13 protein-coding genes are annotated in these 14,462 nt (G+C 51.4%); all 13 read left to right on the top strand.

The window, feature by feature from the left end; genetic code table 11:
* Positions 1-5: 5 nt before the first annotated feature.
* The 13 genes from ACTTHR_RS05780 to ACTTHR_RS05720 all read left to right on the top strand — a co-directional run bounded on the left by ACTTHR_RS05780 (position 6) and on the right by ACTTHR_RS05720 (position 14,393).
* Positions 6-752, top strand: coding sequence for a tRNA threonylcarbamoyladenosine dehydratase (locus ACTTHR_RS05780; protein WP_442605508.1), 747 nt, complete (start codon positions 6-8; stop codon positions 750-752).
* Complete coding sequence (locus ACTTHR_RS05775; RefSeq protein ID WP_276774910.1) at positions 752-1,483, top strand: ABC transporter ATP-binding protein; 732 nt, start codon at positions 752-754, stop codon at positions 1,481-1,483. The genes ACTTHR_RS05780 and ACTTHR_RS05775 overlap by 1 nt, the downstream gene beginning before the upstream one ends.
* Positions 1,464-2,171 carry a ComEA family DNA-binding protein gene (locus ACTTHR_RS05770; RefSeq protein WP_442605507.1) on the top strand — a complete coding sequence of 236 codons (708 nt, stop codon included), beginning with the start codon at positions 1,464-1,466 and terminating at the stop codon, positions 2,169-2,171. The genes ACTTHR_RS05775 and ACTTHR_RS05770 overlap by 20 nt, the downstream gene beginning before the upstream one ends.
* Before the next feature lie 30 nt (positions 2,172-2,201).
* The gene (locus tag ACTTHR_RS05765) at positions 2,202-2,813 is read left to right on the top strand and encodes an L-threonylcarbamoyladenylate synthase (protein ID WP_442605506.1); all 612 of its coding nucleotides are present in this window, start codon (positions 2,202-2,204) and stop codon (positions 2,811-2,813) included.
* A 33-nt stretch (positions 2,814-2,846) separates the two neighbouring features.
* Positions 2,847-5,120 (top strand): Ig-like domain-containing protein, encoded by a 2,274-nt coding sequence (locus ACTTHR_RS05760; RefSeq protein WP_442605505.1) that lies wholly within the window; start codon positions 2,847-2,849, stop codon positions 5,118-5,120.
* 256 nt (positions 5,121-5,376) lie between these two features.
* Positions 5,377-6,636 carry a nucleoside recognition domain-containing protein gene (locus tag ACTTHR_RS05755; RefSeq protein ID WP_442605504.1) on the top strand — a complete coding sequence of 420 codons (1,260 nt, stop codon included), beginning with the start codon at positions 5,377-5,379 and terminating at the stop codon, positions 6,634-6,636.
* A gap of 19 nt (positions 6,637-6,655) precedes the next feature.
* Positions 6,656-7,114: an rRNA maturation RNase YbeY gene (gene ybeY, locus ACTTHR_RS05750; protein WP_276774918.1), complete on the top strand. Its 459-nt coding sequence runs from the start codon at positions 6,656-6,658 to the stop codon at positions 7,112-7,114.
* 282 nt (positions 7,115-7,396) lie between these two features.
* Entirely contained in the window at positions 7,397-8,101 is a 705-nt protein-coding gene (locus ACTTHR_RS05745) for a succinate dehydrogenase/fumarate reductase cytochrome b subunit (RefSeq protein WP_314939970.1), read from the top strand.
* 11 nt (positions 8,102-8,112) lie between these two features.
* On the top strand, positions 8,113-10,056 hold the full coding sequence (locus tag ACTTHR_RS05740; protein WP_315075904.1) for a fumarate reductase/succinate dehydrogenase flavoprotein subunit: 1,944 nt from the start codon (positions 8,113-8,115) through the stop codon (positions 10,054-10,056).
* Between the two features lie 15 nt (positions 10,057-10,071).
* Entirely contained in the window at positions 10,072-10,827 is a 756-nt protein-coding gene (locus ACTTHR_RS05735; protein WP_004332541.1) for a succinate dehydrogenase/fumarate reductase iron-sulfur subunit, read from the top strand.
* 368 nt (positions 10,828-11,195) lie between these two features.
* Positions 11,196-12,047 (top strand): N-acetylmuramoyl-L-alanine amidase family protein, encoded by an 852-nt coding sequence (locus tag ACTTHR_RS05730; RefSeq protein WP_314863036.1) that lies wholly within the window; start codon positions 11,196-11,198, stop codon positions 12,045-12,047.
* A gap of 75 nt (positions 12,048-12,122) precedes the next feature.
* Entirely contained in the window at positions 12,123-13,031 is a 909-nt protein-coding gene (locus ACTTHR_RS05725) for an MlaD family protein (protein WP_442605503.1), read from the top strand.
* Complete coding sequence (locus tag ACTTHR_RS05720) at positions 13,032-14,393, top strand: MATE family efflux transporter (protein WP_442605502.1); 1,362 nt, start codon at positions 13,032-13,034, stop codon at positions 14,391-14,393.
* The last annotated feature ends 69 nt before the right edge of the window (positions 14,394-14,462 follow it).

The following is a 14,462-nucleotide window of genomic DNA, read 5'->3' as shown; positions in this document are numbered from 1 at the left end:
CTGCTTTGACCGACATTAGCGAAGCATTCTGCCGCACCGAGCTTTTGATAGGCGAGGAAGCCTTGCAACATCTCCGCTCTACCCACGTCCTACTCGTAGGGCTTGGAGGCGTGGGGGGAATAACGGCTCACCTACTGGTTCGCGCAGGGATTGGGCGACTTACCCTCGTGGATGGGGATAGAGTCTCGCCCAGCAATCTCAACCGACAGATGGTGGCTTATCAAGATACATTGGGAGCTTTTAAGACGGAGGCTTTGGCTCAAGAGCTGAGGCGCATACAGCCCGATGTAAACCTCACGTTGGTGACCCAATACCTCACACCGGAGGAGGTGGCTCCTCTCTTTGAGGAGTGTCGCCCCGATTTTGTCGTGGACGCCATCGATACATTAGCCCCTAAAACGGAGTTGCTCGTAGAGGCGCATAAGCGGAGTATCCCCGTTGTTTCATCTATGGGAGCAGGGGCAAAACTAGACCCCTCAACCCTCCGCATCGAAGATATAAGTGCTAGTCACACGTGCGCTCTAGCCAAAGCCATACGCAAAGCACTGCGAGAACGCGGCGTGCACAAGGGAATACCGGTTGTCTTCTCTACAGAGAAAGCCCTACCACACGCCATACAATCCACCACCGCAGAGCCAGGCAAACGCTCCACTGTGGGCACCATCTCCTACATGCCCAATCTCTTTGGATGCTTCCTTGCCAGCTACGTACTAAGGCAACTCGTCACCCCATACCTACCAACAACAGACTGATGCAAACCCCATTCATCACCATAGAGCAACTCCACAAGAGCTTTGGCTCGCTCGAAGTATTACGCGGCGTCTCTTTCTCGGTGGCGCAAGGCGAAGTCATCGCTATCGTGGGAGCGAGTGGAGCAGGCAAGACAACCCTCCTACAAATTATGGGAGCCCTCGATACGCCCACCTCAGGGCAGGTCTGCATTCGAGGGGTGAATCCGCACACCCTCTCGGCTCGGCAGCAAGCGGACTTCCGCAATAAGCATCTCGGATTTGTCTTCCAATTCCACGAACTACTCCCCGAGTTTACAGCCCTTGAGAACGCAGCCCTCCCTGCCCTCATCGCAGGCGAACCCCGACGCGAAGCGCTAAAGCATGCCGAAGAGCTCCTCACCATGCTCGGGCTGGCAGAGCGTTGCCATCATGCCCCTCGCGAACTATCCGGAGGGGAGAAGCAGCGCGTGGCCGTAGCTCGTGCCCTCATCAATCATCCGGATGTACTGCTCGCTGACGAACCCTCGGGTAGTCTCGACAGCAAGAATAAGGAAGAGCTTCATCAGCTTTTCTCTCGCCTTAGCCGAGAAATGGGGCAAACGATCGTCTTCGTAACCCACGACCGCACGATGGCAAAGCGAGCCGATCGCATCATCACACTGCACGATGGGCAAATCGAATCCGACGAAAGCATTTCACCATCATCTCCCCAAACAGCCCCCAAAGAGAACCATGAACTCCCATCTGAGTAAGTTCTTTCGTTTTGGCAAGAGCGACCTTCTTGTGTTTTTCTTCTTCGTCTGCCTTGCCGGCGTTGGAGCCACTCTCCTGCTCTGGGGTAAGCCACAAAACAAGGCGGAGATCCTCCCCCAAACGAATCAAATTGCCTCAAACAGCCAAGAGGCTCCCCTTTATGGCAATACAGCCACCCCCTCTGCTGCAAGAAGGAGCCCGGTAGCTCGCGATAGTCTTGTGCTCAGCAAAGATTACGTAGGGCCACCCACCTCCGATCGAAGTTACACAAGTAGCCGCAAGCTCCCCGAAGGGATTACCCTCCCTCTCAACCAAGCGGACTCGGCAACGCTCACCCAAGTTCCCGGCATCGGAGCTACCTTTGCACAGCGGATTGTACGCTATAGAGAGCGACTCGGGGGCTTTTACACCCTCTTGCAACTGCAAGAAGTCTATGGTATGACCACGGAGAAATTCCAACAAATCTACCCCTACTTTACCCTAGGCACCGCCCCCCAACGCATTGCACTTGGCACGCTCCCCTACGATAGTCTGCCTCAGCATCCCTACCTCAATAGGGGGCAACGGAATGCCATAGCACGCATTCTCTACCGCGACGGCAAACTACAGGGTTGGCAACAACTCGCCAAATTGCCCGAGTTCACGCGCGACGACAGCATCCGCTTAGGGCACTATTTTACGTTCTAATTCTCAAACAAAAGGAGGAAACAAGAGCCTATGATTACCAAGATATACCCCGAGACTCCCAACTGGGATCTCCTGCACAAGATAGCCGCACAAATACGTGATGGAGCTATTATTATCTACCCTACAGGCATTGGCTACTCCTACGGATGCTCTGCCTACAAAGCACGAGCTATTGAGGAGGTATGTAGGCTCAAAGGGGTAGATCCCAAGAAGCACAGACTCACCATTATGTGTCGCGATTTGGCAGACTTTACACGCTATGCCAAGGTGGACAACCCCTCGTTTCGCTACATTCGGGAGCACGAAAAAGAGCCTATTACCTACCTACTACCGGCAACTTCCGAACTGCCCAAGCTCCTCATCAATAAGCACGAAGTAGGGCTACGCCTACCTCTACATCCACTCGCCACACTCCTTTTGGAGGTACTCGACGAGCCCCTACTCACAGCCTCTCTCCCTACAAAAAAAGAGGATCCTGAGTACCGTACAGACCCCGAACTCATCGATGAACTATACGGACACGAGGTATACACCATCTTAGATGGGGGCTGTGCCCTAGGAGGATACACTGCCATTGTATCCCTTACCCAAGGAGAGCCAGAGATCGTCCGCCCTGCCGGTATTCCTCAACCCCTCCACTAGCCGGATCCCCATACAGCCTTTTCAAAAGAACTAATGAAGCGATTCTTTTCGTCCCTACTCCTGCCCTTTGTAGTCCTATCTCTGCTACTCACCAGCCTTATTGTAGGCTGTGCCAAGCAAGCCTCTCCCGAGGGAGGCCCCTATGATATGACTCCCCCTAGGCTCATCAAAAGTGACCCGAGTAATGGAGCTACCCACTTCTCCGGGAAGAAGATCAAACTCACTTTTAACGAGAATGTAAAGGTGGAGAAGAGTAACGAAAAGGTGATCTTTGCTCCGCCCCAGAATACCAATCCCCGTATCCTCTCGGGTACGGGTAAGAGCATTACCATCATTTTTGAGGACTCCCTACACAGCAATACCACCTACACCATCGACTTTACCGACGCCATTGTAGACCTAAACGAAGGGAATCCGCTAGAGGGCTTTGTGTTTGCATTCTCCACAGGAGACAAAATTGACAGCATGGAGATACGTGGGCAAGTACTTGATGCTCGAGGGCTTTATCCCATCCCCAATGTATTCGTAGGGGTACACAAAGAGGGAGTGGATAGTCTCTTTCGCACCCAAGCCTTCCTACGCACAGGGCGCACGATGAGCGATGGCTCTTTTGTTATCACGCACTTAGCCCCCGGCAGATACCACCTTTTTGCGCTGAACGACCTCGACCATTCATTCAGTTATAGTCAGCGATCGGAGGGCTTTGCCTTCCTTAGCGAAGCCGTAGAGGCGGTAGCTCCTTCTCCCCAAGAGGAGACCCCGCTCCCTTTCGCAGCTGATTCCGCAAAAAAAGACAGCCTAAATGCGACCCCAAAATCAGCTGATTTTTCAGATTTTTCTGGGCAGAAAGCGGACTCGATTTTGGGCAGAAACGAAAAGCCGGATCACCTACTTCTCTATTCTATTGACCTACCGCAAAAACAATTCTTGCAAAAGAGTGCACGCCAAGACTCCACACGCCTAACCCTCACCTTTAGCCAACCTCTGGAGCAACTCCCACTCGTCCGCCTTTTGGATGCACCCGTCGAGAAAAAGGGATTACTCCTACCCCAAATCGACGAAAAGCGAAAAGAGGTAACCTATTGGATTACAGATAGCAACTACTACAGGAGAGATACTCTACAGCTACTTACCGAGTACGCTACTCTCGACTCGCTAGAGCGCCCCACACTACAGACGGATACCCTTAAGCTCATCTACCGAGCTCAGAAAAAGGGACAGGTACAAAAGAAATCACGAGACCAGGGAAATACCCCCTCTCTCAGCCAAAGCTCCTCGGAGCAAGGCGTCTCCGGCTCTTCCTCTCAAGGTAAAGAGACAAGAAAAGAAGGGGCTGAGGCAAAGGGAAACGCCGGCAGTAATACAGGAGAAAATCCGGCCTCTACACCCACACAGGAAGACGATGAGAAGAAAACTCCGCACCTCACCCCCCAACTTGCCAAGAGTACCTCGCCCTTTGCCCTCTCCCCACGCGATACCCTTGCCATTACCTTTGCACAACCTCCTATCCACGTAGATACTGCAGGAGTTCACCTTTACAGCGTGACAGACTCGGTAGAAACTCCGCAACCTGTACAGCTACGCCTCCATCCCGAGCAAGCTCTAGAGTTGCAAATACTGGCAGACCTTCAGTTTGATACAAAGTATCGCCTCCAATTAGACTCCGCAGCCATTCGCTCTTGCTATGGCGTTCCCAACCGCGCCGCCTCCCTCGACATTGCGCTAGAGTCTGCCGATAAATTTGGAGCCATCTCCCTCTCGTTTGATAGCTTAGCCACCCGCGGCGCAACAGCCTATGTAGAGATTTTGTCGGAAGACAATAGGGTACTCATCACTCGCCCTGTCCTACCCGATAGTACGATCACACTTGATATGCTCCCCGCCGGTAGCTACTACGGCCGTCTGTGGATAGACCAAAACAACAATGGGAAGTGGGACGCGGGGCACTACCCCACCAGCCAACCCGAGCCTTCTTACCTTTACCCCAAGGCGATGACCATCCAACCTAAGTTCACCAACGAAATTCATTGGAATGCAACGGAGGTACCCCTCTCTAAGCAACGACCTTCCGGGCTAAAGTTGAGCGAAGAGACAAGCCAGAGAGCGGATCAAATGAACCAGAAGAGGCAACGCACCAACCTCAACGAAGAGTATATTAAACGGATGCGCGAGCGATATGGCGATAAGTGGAACCCCTCCAATGCCGATCGCAGAATACTAGGCCTGCCCTCGCGTGCCGAGGAAAAAGCCGCGCGCCAAGCAGAAGAGGAGGCGAAAAAAGAGAAGCGAGCAAGGCAACAAAAATAACATTTCCGCCCTCATACTGCAACATCCTCCTGATTACTAAGGAATTAAACTCAAGGGAAAGCGATCTATTATCTCGATTTCTAATTTTCCAAAAACGAAGTTATTCTCAATTCTTTTTAGTACATTTGTGCAAGAATAAGATATTAACTCAAGGTTGCTCATCCTCTATATATCCACAGATATAGAGAATAGGAGCTAAATTCCATCCTTACAGAGAGAAATACTCCTATACGCAACTCCGAGGAAAGGGGAAGGTATGCGACTAAAACAAAAAAGGGCTATAGGACCTCTGGATTTCCTTTTTGTTGCTTTTTTTGCATCTGCTTTACTTGCAGGGGTCGTGCGTTGTGTTTTCCAAGGAGACCTCACGATATTCAATACCATACTGCAAGCCACCTTCCAATCCGCACAGACCGCATTTGAGATAGCCCTAGCCCTCACAGGAGTACTTTGCTTTTGGATGGGGCTCATGAGCGTGGGCGAAAAGAGCGGACTAATACCACGGATGGCCAAGGGGATCAGCCCTCTACTGCGCACATTATTCCCCTCAATCCCCCAAGGCGACCCCGCTATGGGCAAAATCTTTATGAGTATCTCCGCCAACCTATTGGGGTTAGACAATGCTGCAACCCCCCTAGGGCTGGAGACCATGAAACGCCTACAAGAGCTCAACAAAGAGCCGGATAGAGCCTCCGATGCCATGATCATGTTTCTTGCCATCAATGCAAGTGGACTCACCCTTATCCCCACAAGTATTATGGCGTTTAGGATGCAAGCGGGAGCCAGTAACCCTGCGGATGTTTTCTTCCCCATCCTTTTGGCAACCCTCGTCTCTACCATCGTAGCTATTCTACTCGTGGGAGCTCGCCAGAGAATCAAACTATGGCAAGCCCCTCTTCTGCTCTTCTTTGGTGGTATTGCCCTACTTATCGCCCTCATTGTTCTACTCAAGCAACAACTCTCTCCCGAGATGTTTGGCACCTGCACTACGCTTGCAGCGAGTCTTTTACTCCTCACCACCATCGTACTATTCCTCATAAGCGGCGTACGTGCTCGCATCAAGATATTCGAGACTTTTGTAGAGGGAGCCAAGGGGGGATTTACTACGGCGGTCAACATTATCCCCTACCTCGTAGCCATGCTCGTGGGGGTGGCTGTCTTCCGAGCCTCGGGAGCACTCGACTATATTATAGAGGCACTTCGCCGGCTCGTTCTGCTTCTAGGGGCAGATAGTGAGTGGATAGAAGCCCTCCCCACCATGCTCGTAAAACCCCTAAGCGGGAGCGGCAGCCGTGCCCTTATGGTGGACGCCATGCAAACCTATGGAGCGGACAGCTTGGTAGGGCGCATCGCCTCAATTGTACAAGGGAGCACCGATACAACCCTCTACATAGTAGCGGTTTACTATGGAGCCGTTAAGATAAAACAGACTCGCTACACCATTGGGTACTCCTTACTTGCTGATGCCGCCGGCATTATCGCTTCGGTGCTCATTGGCTATCTATTTTTTGCATAAACAACTAATCTCATAGATCATGAAGATCAACTACTTCACCGAACGAAACGTCAGAGTTCCCCACCTAAGGCGACAAATCATTGCTCGCTGGATAAGGCAAGTGGCAAATGAAATGGGGAAAACACTGGGTGAACTTTCCTACAAGTTTACCAATGATGCCGGCATACTGGAGGCAAATAAACTCTTCCTCAATCACGACTACTACACCGATATTCTCACCTTCGATGCCACCCAAGAAGGCTCTGAATATATCTCGGGCGACATCCTCATCAGTTTGGAGACGGTGGCGAGCAATGCCGAAAAGTTTGGCGTACCCTACGAAGAGGAATTGCACCGTGTGCTTATCCACGGGGTGCTACATCTCTCGGGGATTGACGACAAAACACCGGAAGAGGAGCGTCTCATGCATTTTGCAGAAGATCGTGCGATTGTTTTGCTACATCGCCTTATAGGAGATCGCCCTCTACTTGCAGATTAAAGTTTAGCTCCCTCATATCCGCCTTACTCTCTGCCATGATGGAGAGTAAGGCTTTTTGTTATGCAGATTTTGCCATCAGGGAGAAAAGGGAAACCCTTATTACCTACTATAAGGTATTTTCCCTATCTTTGCAGGCGCGTTATACTCGCATAGGTAGGATATATCTCAGTATGTATTTATTTCCGCCTGATGGTACACCTTTGAGGGCTCCTCTCACAAAAAGGGAAGAGTCTTTCTTTGGATAGCAATTAATTAGTACACTATAATCAAGAACGAATCACTATGTGGCTTTGTAATTCTTCCGTTGGGAGGAAGTTTGTAATGAGTATTACAGGACTCGCGCTTATACTCTTCCTCCTCTTCCACATGTCCATGAACCTCGTGGCCATATTCAGCCCCGAGGGCTACAATGCGATCTGTGCATTCCTAGGAGCCAATTGGTACGCCGTGGTGGCGTCGATAGGGCTAGCGGGTCTGATGATCATCCATATCATCTACGCTTTTTGGCTCAACGTCCAAAACCATAGAGCGAGAGGCAACGACCGTTATGCCGTAACAGCACGCCCCCATGGAGTGGAATGGTCTTCGCAAAACATGCTGGTACTAGGGATTATCGTAATGCTGGGGATTGGCCTTCATCTATTCAACTTCTGGGCGAAGATGCAGCTTGCAGAGCTAATGCACACACACGACTTGGGGATAGCAGGGGTAACAGGCCCCACAGATGGTGCCGGTCTTATCGCGTACACCTTCTCCAATCCTATATTCTCGGTACTATACCTTGTATGGCTTCTTGCTATATGGTTCCATATTAACCATGGATTTTGGAGTGCCCTCCAGACCATCGGTTGGAACAATGTCGTTTGGATGAAACGCATCCGAGTGCTCTCTACCTGGGTCTCTTCTATCCTAATGCTAGGCTTCGCCGCTGTAGTACTTCTCTACTTTGGTAGAGCTATATGCGATGGTAATCTCTGGTTCTATTAATCGTTGTAAGTATGGCTAAAATTGACGCTAAAATACCTCAAGGACCACTCGAAAGCAAGTGGACCAACTACAAAAATCACCAGAAACTCGTTAATCCTGCCAATAAACGTCGTCTTGATGTTATCGTGGTAGGGACTGGGTTAGCAGGGGCTTCTGCAGCCGCTTCTCTCGGTGAAATGGGGTTCAATGTACTCAACTTCTGCATCCAAGATTCACCTCGCCGCGCACACTCCATCGCAGCTCAGGGGGGGATCAACGCAGCAAAGAACTACCAAAACGACGGTGACTCGGTATATCGTCTTTTCTACGATACGATCAAGGGTGGGGACTACCGTGCCCGCGAAGCCAATGTATATCGTCTCGCAGAGGTAAGCAATGCTATTATAGATCAGTGCGTAGCTCAGGGCGTTCCCTTTGCTCGCGAATATGGTGGTCTACTCGATAACCGCTCATTTGGGGGCGCACAGGTATCCCGTACTTTCTACGCTCGGGGTCAAACGGGGCAGCAGCTCCTACTCGGGGCTTACTCGGCACTCAGTCGCCAAGTAGCTAAAGGGAGTGTTAAGCTCTATACCCGTCACGAAATGCTCGACCTCGTTATTATCGAGGGTCGTGCAAGGGGTATCATTGCCCGCAATCTCTCCACGGGAGCGATTGAGCGTTACGCAGCTCATGCTGTAGTAATAGCTACCGGGGGATATGGGAATGCTTACTTCCTCTCCACCAACGCGATGGCCTCTAACGGCTCCGCGGCTTGGCAGTGCTACAAAAAGGGCGCATTCTTTGCCAATCCTTGCATGGCACAGATCCACCCCACCTGCATCCCCAAGCATGGCGATTACCAATCGAAGCTGACTCTTATGAGTGAGTCGCTCCGCAACGATGGTCGTATTTGGGTGCCCAAAAAGCTCGAAGATGCCAAAAAGTTGCAGGCCGGAACACTCAAGGGGCACGACATACCCGAAGAGGATAGAGACTACTATCTAGAGCGCCGCTACCCCGCCTTTGGTAACCTCGTACCTCGTGACGTGGCAAGCCGTGCAGCCAAAGAACGCTGTGACGCCGGCTTTGGGGTAAACAACACGGGGCTCGCCGTTTTCCTCGACTTCGACGACGCCATCCGCCGTTTGGGCAAAGACGTAGTGGAACAGAAGTATGGCAATCTTTTCCAGATGTACGAAAAGATTACCAACGACAACCCCTACAAAACGCCCATGATGATCTATCCTGCCATCCACTACACGATGGGCGGCCTCTGGGTAGACTACGAGCTCCAAACTACCATTCCGGGACTTTTTGCCATTGGGGAAGCCAACTTCTCCGATCACGGAGCCAACCGTCTGGGCGCATCTGCCTTGATGCAAGGGCTTGCCGATGGTTACTTCATCCTCCCCTATACACTCCAAAACTACCTTGCCGATCAGATCCGCGTGCCTCGCTTTAGCACCGATCTTCCGGAGTTCAAAGAAGCTGAAGAAGCAATCAACAAGCGCATCAAAACCCTTATGGAAAATAAGGGAAGCCGCTCGGTAGACTGCCTTCACAAAGAACTCGGGAACATCATGTGGGAATACGTTGGCATGGGACGCGACAAAGAGGGACTACAAAAAGGGATTGCCCTCCTTGCCGAACTAAAGAAGACGTTCTGGAAAGAAGTAAACGTACCCGGTAGCGGCAACGACCTCAACATCGAGCTCGAAAAAGCACTCCGCCTTGCCGACTTTATCGAGATTGGCGAACTCATGGCACACGATGCTCTCGATAGAGAAGAGAGCTGCGGTGGGCACTTCCGTCTGGAGCATCAGACCGAAGAAGGCGAGGCTTTACGCCACGACGATACCTTTGCCTATGCTTCGTGCTGGGAGTATCAGGGTGAAAACCAAGCGCCCGTTATGTACAAAGAGCCTCTCGAGTACGAATTTACGGAGCGATTAACACGTAACTACAAGAACTAATTGAGACGTTAAGCAATGGATCACAATATCAATATTACCGTACGCGTTTGGCGGCAAAAGGGGCCCCGTGAGAAGGGTCGCTTCGAAACCTACAGCCTCAAGGAGGTATCGCAGAGTGCGTCGTTCCTCGAGATGCTAGACCTCCTCAACGAGCAGCTTGTAGCCGAAGGAAAAGAACCGGTTGTGTACGACCACGATTGCCGCGAAGGTATCTGTGGGATGTGCTCCCTCTATATCAATGGACACCCCCACGGGCCCGACGATAGCATTACCACCTGCCAATTGCACATGCGTCGCTTCAACGATGGCGACACCATCACAATTGAGCCTTGGCGCTCTGCCGGATTCCCCATCATCCGCGACCTTATGGTCGATCGCTCCGCCTATGATAAGATTATCCAAGCCGGCGGGTTTGTATCGGTCAATACAGGCGGGGTACCCGATGCTAACGCAATAGCTATCCCCAAAGCCAAGGCAGACGAAGCCATGGACGCAGCTGCTTGTATCGGGTGCGGTGCCTGTGCCGCAGCCTGCAAAAACGGATCTGCTATGCTCTTCCTCAGTGCAAAGGTGAGTCAGCTTGCCCTGCTCCCCCAAGGACGCCCAGAGGCTGCACGCCGCGCCAAGGCTATGATTGCCAAGATGGACGAGCTAGGCTTCGGAAACTGTACGAACACTCGCGCTTGCGAAATGGAGTGCCCCAAAAACATCTCCATCTCACACATAGCACGACTCAATCGAGAGTTTATCAAAGCAAAGTGCAAAGATTGAGGGAGGTAACAACCCTATAGATTAGAAGGGAGGCTTCCGAAAATCAATTGGGAGCCTCTCTTTCCATTTTTCCTTCCTCATCAATTAAACCCAACAGCCTCTCCTTCCTCTCTTAGATAAGGGGACTGACAGACGGGTGTTTCTCTCCCCAAAGAGTGGTAATTCCTCTGAGCTCAAAAAATTAGGAAGAAAGGGTGATTTGTAAGGAGAATTTGGCTAACTTACAAGAGAAAAAGGCCTGACTTTGAACCAAAAAGTAGCTACTCCTATCACATCCCCTAGGGCAAAAATGGAGAAATAGTTCGATAAAATCAATAACTTTGCAGGCGGAAAAACCGTATTTTACCCGGCTTATAGTAACTGCTGATATGAGTCAAACAGAAAATATCGCCCTTCAGAAGAAAGGGCACAAGGGCCTACGAAGGCTTTTCTACACTCTTCTCTTCTTAGGGATGTTACTCCCTAGCATCTCCACAGCCTCTGCACAAAAGAAGGGGAAAAGTGGAGCCAAGAAGGACTCTTTCGTACTTGTTTTAGATGCAGGACACGGAGGGAAAGATACAGGAGCCGTAGGCAATGGAGGACGAGAGAAAGACATCAACCTAAAAGTTGCCCTCGCCACCGGTGAGATCATCAAGAAGCGGTACCCTGAGGTGAAGGTGCTCTATACACGTAGCGACGACACCTTTATCGGGCTACAGCAGCGTGCTAACTTTGCCAATCGCAACAAGGCCAACCTTTTTATGAGTGTCCACACCAATTCAGCACAATCTTCATCGGCAGCAGGTACTGAGACCTACGTACTAGGTTTGTGGCGCACCGAAGACAACTTGCGCGTTGCTATGAAAGAGAATGAGTCCATTCTTCTCGAAGATAATTACGAACGCACCTACCAAGGCTTCGACCCCTCCTCTAGCGAAAGCTACATTATGTTTGAGATGATGCAAAATGTCCACCAAGACAAGAGCATTCGTCTAGCCCAAGCCGTACAAGGCAAACTAGCGAAATTGCCCACCTCCGACCGAGGGGTACGCCAAGCCGGTTTTTTGGTAATACGCGAGACTGCCATGCCCAGCATCCTCATCGAAGTTGGGTTCATTTCCAACAAAAAAGAGGCCGAATTTCTTCTATCTAGCGATGGACAAAACCGCCTAGCCCAAGCTATTGCAGACGGATTTGCCAGCTACTACGAAGCCTATAATAAGAGCTCGTCCCTCTAATTAGACACTCCCCTCCCCCTAGAGGAGGGGTACTCTTCTCAATAACAATACACACCAACAACAGACCAAACCGATATGCAAGACCCCTCGAAACTCGTCAAGATTGGCTTCTTTACCCTCCTAGCTATCGCCTTACTTTACTTTGGGCTCAACTACCTCAAAGGGCTCGCCGTCTTCGGTCGGGAGTGTAGTTACTATGCTCGTTTTACCAACGTAGAAGGGCTTTCTGTGGCATCACCCGTCAAGATCAACGGCTACAAAGTGGGTACGGTGCAGGGGTTAGAATTTGAGATTGCACCCGATGGCACAGCGTCTACCCTTGTGCAAGTGAATATCGACCGAGACTATAAAATTCCTCGTGGCACCCACGCCAGCATCAAAGCCGCCATCTTTGGAGGGGCACAGCTCGACCTGCAACTGGCGACTTCGCAGCAAATCCTTGCCGAAGGCGATTTCCTAGAGACGAATGAGGGAGCAGGTGACCCCCTTAGTACCCTAGGCAACGAGATCCTCCCCCGTGTTGCACAATTGATACCGAAGGTAGACTCCATTCTATCCTCCACACAGCAATTGCTGGCAACTCCGGAGCTAAAGCAATCGATCCACGAAGCCCATGCTACCCTTGCCTCGGCTCGTAGTTCGATGCAAAAACTCGACGGCTTAATGACCGCCCTACAAGGCTATACCCATCAGGATGTAGCCCCTATGCTCGGTAAAGCCAACAGCACACTCACTCGTATCGACAACTTCTCACAACAGCTCGATAGCATCAATGTGCGTCAAATCATGACCAACCTAGAGACCACAAGCAACGAGCTACATACCCTCTCACAGCAACTCAATAGCAAAGAGGGCACCCTGGGTAAGGTAATTAACGACGAAAAACTATACGAAGACCTTCGCTCGTTGCTCACGAGAACAGACTCCCTTGTAACAGACTTTAAGGCGCACCCCCGTAAGTATATCAACCTAAGCATCTTCTAAATGAGCGAGAGGGCAGAAGAGCATTCCGAGACGAAGGACCTAACCCGCGGTCCTATTGCTCGGCAAATCGTCACCCTAGCAGCCCCCATCATTGGCACCTCTTTTATACAGGTCGCCTACTCATTCACCGACATGGCATGGGTAGGGCGCCTAGGGAGCCGTGAGATAGCAGCCCTGGGCGTTATTAGCGTGCTAACCTGGCTCGCCTCCTCTATTGGAGCCCTCGTTAAGACGGGGGCCGAGGTGCTTGTTGCACAGGGGTTAGGGGCACAAAACCGCAACTCAGCTCGCTGTTACGCTCAGCACACCTCTACGCTCGCCCTCTATATCTCCCTTGGTTTGATGCTAGTCTACGGAGTCGGCGGCTCTACTTTCATCGGTCTCTATGGGTTAGAAGAGACGACTAGCGAGTTTGCCCAACAATACCTCAACATCATAATCTGGGGGCTCCCGGGCTTCTTTCTCTCGCTATCCTACAGTGGGGTGTACATCGCTGCCGGGCGAAGCGGAGTCCCCTTTCGGATTAACAGCATCGGACTGGTTCTGAACATGCTGCTCGACCCCTTGTTTATTTTCGTCTTCGACTGGGGCATCTCGGGAGCCGCCCTCGCCACCGTGGTAGCACAATGGGTCGTAGCCCTGCTCTTCTTATATCAAGTACATGGGCGAGACCATCTGCTCGGGGGCTGGCGTATAGTAGGCCCCTTAAAACGCACAGAAACCCTAGCGATACTCAAGCTTGGGCTCCCTATCGTGACTCTCAACTCCCTATTTGCCATCATTACCTTTGTCATGGGTACGATCACGGCCCATGCCGGCGGACATATCGGCGTAGCCACCATCAATGTAGGCGGTCAGCTCGAAGCCATTACCTGGGATACCTCCCAAGGCTTTGGCACGGCCCTAGCGGCCTTTGTAGCCCAGAACTATGCGGCAAGAAAGCCGCAGCGCATCTTCTCCGCTTTTCGGGTCAGCATCTCCATAACCTCTGTATTTGGTATTGTGGCAATGTTCCTCTACATATTCTTCGGAACAGAGCTCTTCGCCCTCATCATTCCGGAAGAAGAGGCCTACTTAGAGGGCGGGCGCTACCTGCGTGCTGCCGGATGTGTTCAGCTCTTTATGATGTCAGAGATCTTGATACAAGGGCTATTCTATGGTACGGGGCGTAGCCTACAACCAGCCCTCATTAGCATTATTGGCAATAGCATCCGCATCCCATTAGCCCTTATTTTTGGAGCCATGGGCTTTGGGCTCGTAGGTATCTGGTGGGCCATTGCCACCTCCATGGCCGTAAAGGGGGTGGCTGCGGTCTCTTTCCTCCCCTACCTAAAGCGCCGGGTATATCGCCATCTGGCGTAGCTCCACCGAGCAAAGAAAGGTGCGGGCAGATTCCGCCCCCAACACGGAGGAAATTAACCTCAACTCATC

The sequence above is a fragment of the Porphyromonas endodontalis genome, assembly GCF_052173515.1.
GTDB lineage: Bacteria > Bacteroidota > Bacteroidia > Bacteroidales > Porphyromonadaceae > Porphyromonas > Porphyromonas endodontalis_A.
Note: the sequence above shows the minus strand (reverse complement) of the source record. Positions and strands in the feature narration are given on the sequence as shown.